The organism is Bradyrhizobium sp. RT6a, from assembly GCF_040547675.1.
Lineage (GTDB): Bacteria > Pseudomonadota > Alphaproteobacteria > Rhizobiales > Xanthobacteraceae > Bradyrhizobium.
The window spans coordinates 1-2,204 of the sequence record NZ_JBEPQC010000025.1 but is presented as its reverse complement, the minus strand read 5'-3'; the positions used below and the strand labels follow the sequence as shown (position 1 = coordinate 2,204).

Here is a 2,204-nt window from a genome sequence, read left to right as displayed (position 1 = left end):
ATCATAAGGGTTGTCGTCTTACCGGAGCCTGAGGGCCCCAACATCGTCAGAAACTCACCCCGGGCGATGTCCAGGTTGAGATTCTTAACGACCAGCGTTTCGCCGTCGTAGGTCTTCTGAACCTCTGAAAACTCCACAAAGGCATCGCTCGTGCCCGGCATCGACCCTCGTCCCTCCCCCGCGCACCCTGGCGCTCCCGCTCCTGCGGCGCCCGCCGACGACCAGACCACGATCTTCTTCTTGACGGATTGCAACAGTTGCGTGCGCGGCCAGGATCGTAGGGACACACCTGCACATGGCGCCTGCGGTTGGCTCACCGTTTCCTCACCCTCGCTTTTTGCCTCCGCGGCCTGGCGGCCAACAGAGGTTTCTCTTCACAAAGAATATGTATCCGCTGTCGGCGCCGGTTTTCATCGATATGGATAGCCGAACGGCTAAAATTCCTCGCAATTCAGGCTAAGCTAGAGGTTTTCGTCGCCGGCATTTCGAACTAAGCGTGCGTGACTGCTCGCGCCGTGTTCATCAGGCTGTTGACGGGGAGTCGCTCGTTCAGGCTTAACCTGTCGGCGGCGCGAGCCTCGTTTGGGCGCTAAGCGCGCGAGTCTCGTTAGCCGTCACAGCGTCCTGGAGGCTTTCTGTCGGCTCATTCCCGTTGTGGCGCAGTAAGGACGGAACGCGCTCACGGTGTGCACGTTTGATCGATACGGTATTGCTTCGACAATCGGATTGTATCCGCGCACCTTCTGTTAGCCGTGGCGTCGTTCCAGCTTGAAGCGACATCGGGGTGAGCCTCCCCTAGATCGGTGGACACCTATAGCTTAGGCAGCAAGAGGTGTCAGATGGCGAAACGGCAGCGTCGGTCCTATTCGGACGAGTACAAGCGGCAGGCAGTTGATCTGGTTTTGTCGAGCGAACGCTCGGCGAAGTCGGTTTCGAAGGAGCTGGGGCTCGACGGCTCGGTGTTGAGCCGATGGGTGAAGGAGCGGGGCACGGTGGCAGCCGTCGGCAGCGCCGCGGCGCCCACGTCGCAAGCGGCGGTGCCGTCGGCGGACCAAGCTGACATGATCGCACGATTGCAGCGGGAAAACGAGCAGTTGCGCATGGAGCGCGACATTTTAAAAAACTGTCCAGGGCCGTTGCGCGCCTGTGCGGGGTAGAAACAGCACTGTGTTATCCTCTGCGGCTGGGAGGGTAGCGGCCGTCAGCTTATTGGAGGCACTGTCCCCGTTAAAAAACGTGGTCCATGGGTGCATGCGGACTTGAGAGTGGTGACGCCGCTTCGGCTGCGATCCCGATTAGGAAGATGACGATTGGCATAACCCAGACCCTTCCGCTCATGATTGAATGGAGGATTTGCGATGCCCCAGAGGACGACCGGTGACCGGCCGGAATTGAAGCCAGTCAACGTCAGCGCGGCCGCCATCGACATCGGATCAAAGATGCACATGGCTGCGGTGAACCCGGACTGCACTGACATTCCCGTGCGCGCGTTCGGCACATTTACACAAGATCTCCATGATCTGGCGGATTGGTTTAGCGCGTGCGGCGTGACCAGTGTCGCGATGGAATCCACCGGGGTCTATTGGATCCCAGCCTATGAAATCCTGGAGCAGCGTGGATTTGAGGTTATTCTGGTCAACGCCCGGTACGCCAAGAACGTGCCCGGACGCAAGACCGACGTCAGCGATGCCGCGTGGTTACGCCAGCTTCATTCCTATGGACTGCTACGAGGCAGCTTCCGACCCGATGCCGAGATTGCTACCCTGCGGGCCTATTTGCGGCAGCGCGAGCGGCTTGTGGAGTATGCCGCCGCCCATATCCAGCATATGCAAAAGGCCTTGATGGAGATGAACCTGCAGCTCCATCATGTCGTCTCGGACATCACGGGCGCCACTGGCATGCGGATTATCCGGGCCATTGTTGCAGGCGAGCGCAATCCTGATGTTTTGGCAACCTATCGGGACGTGCGATGCCATTCATCCACCGAGACCATTCGCGCGGCACTGGTAGGCAACGACCGGCACGAACATGTCTTCGCTCTGAGCCAATCGCTAGAACTCTACGACGTCTACCAGGAGAAGATGCTGGACTGTGACCGTAAGCTCGAAGGTATCCCTCCACTGAAGGCCGCCTTGTTTGACGAACGGGATTGCTGCAGGTCCTAGGGGTAATCCTAGGAGAAGCGCCATGACGATTTCGAGGAC

At 59.1% G+C, this 2,204-nt stretch carries 2 protein-coding genes and 1 pseudogene; 2 read left to right on the top strand and 1 reads right to left on the bottom strand.

The window, feature by feature from the left end; all coding sequences use genetic code 11:
* Positions 1-161, bottom strand: a 161-nt coding sequence (locus tag ABIC03_RS39175; RefSeq protein ID WP_354066255.1) for an ATP-binding cassette domain-containing protein, incomplete at its 3' end; no start/stop codon positions are given.
* Positions 162-839: 678 nt separating this feature from the next.
* Between ABIC03_RS39175 and ABIC03_RS39170 the strand changes: the two genes are divergently transcribed.
* Entirely contained in the window at positions 840-1,157 is a 318-nt protein-coding gene (locus ABIC03_RS39170; protein WP_354066253.1) for a transposase, read from the top strand.
* Positions 1,158-1,358: 201 nt separating this feature from the next.
* Positions 1,359-2,114, top strand: a pseudogene (locus tag ABIC03_RS39165) (IS110 family RNA-guided transposase); the annotation flags it as partial.
* Positions 2,115-2,204: the final 90 nt, after the last annotated feature.

Excerpts from the sequence above, each read along its gene's own strand:
- ABIC03_RS39170 (WP_354066253.1), top strand. The coding sequence starts at position 840 with ATGGCGAAACGGCAGCGTCGGTCCTATTCGGACGAGTACAAGCGGCAG.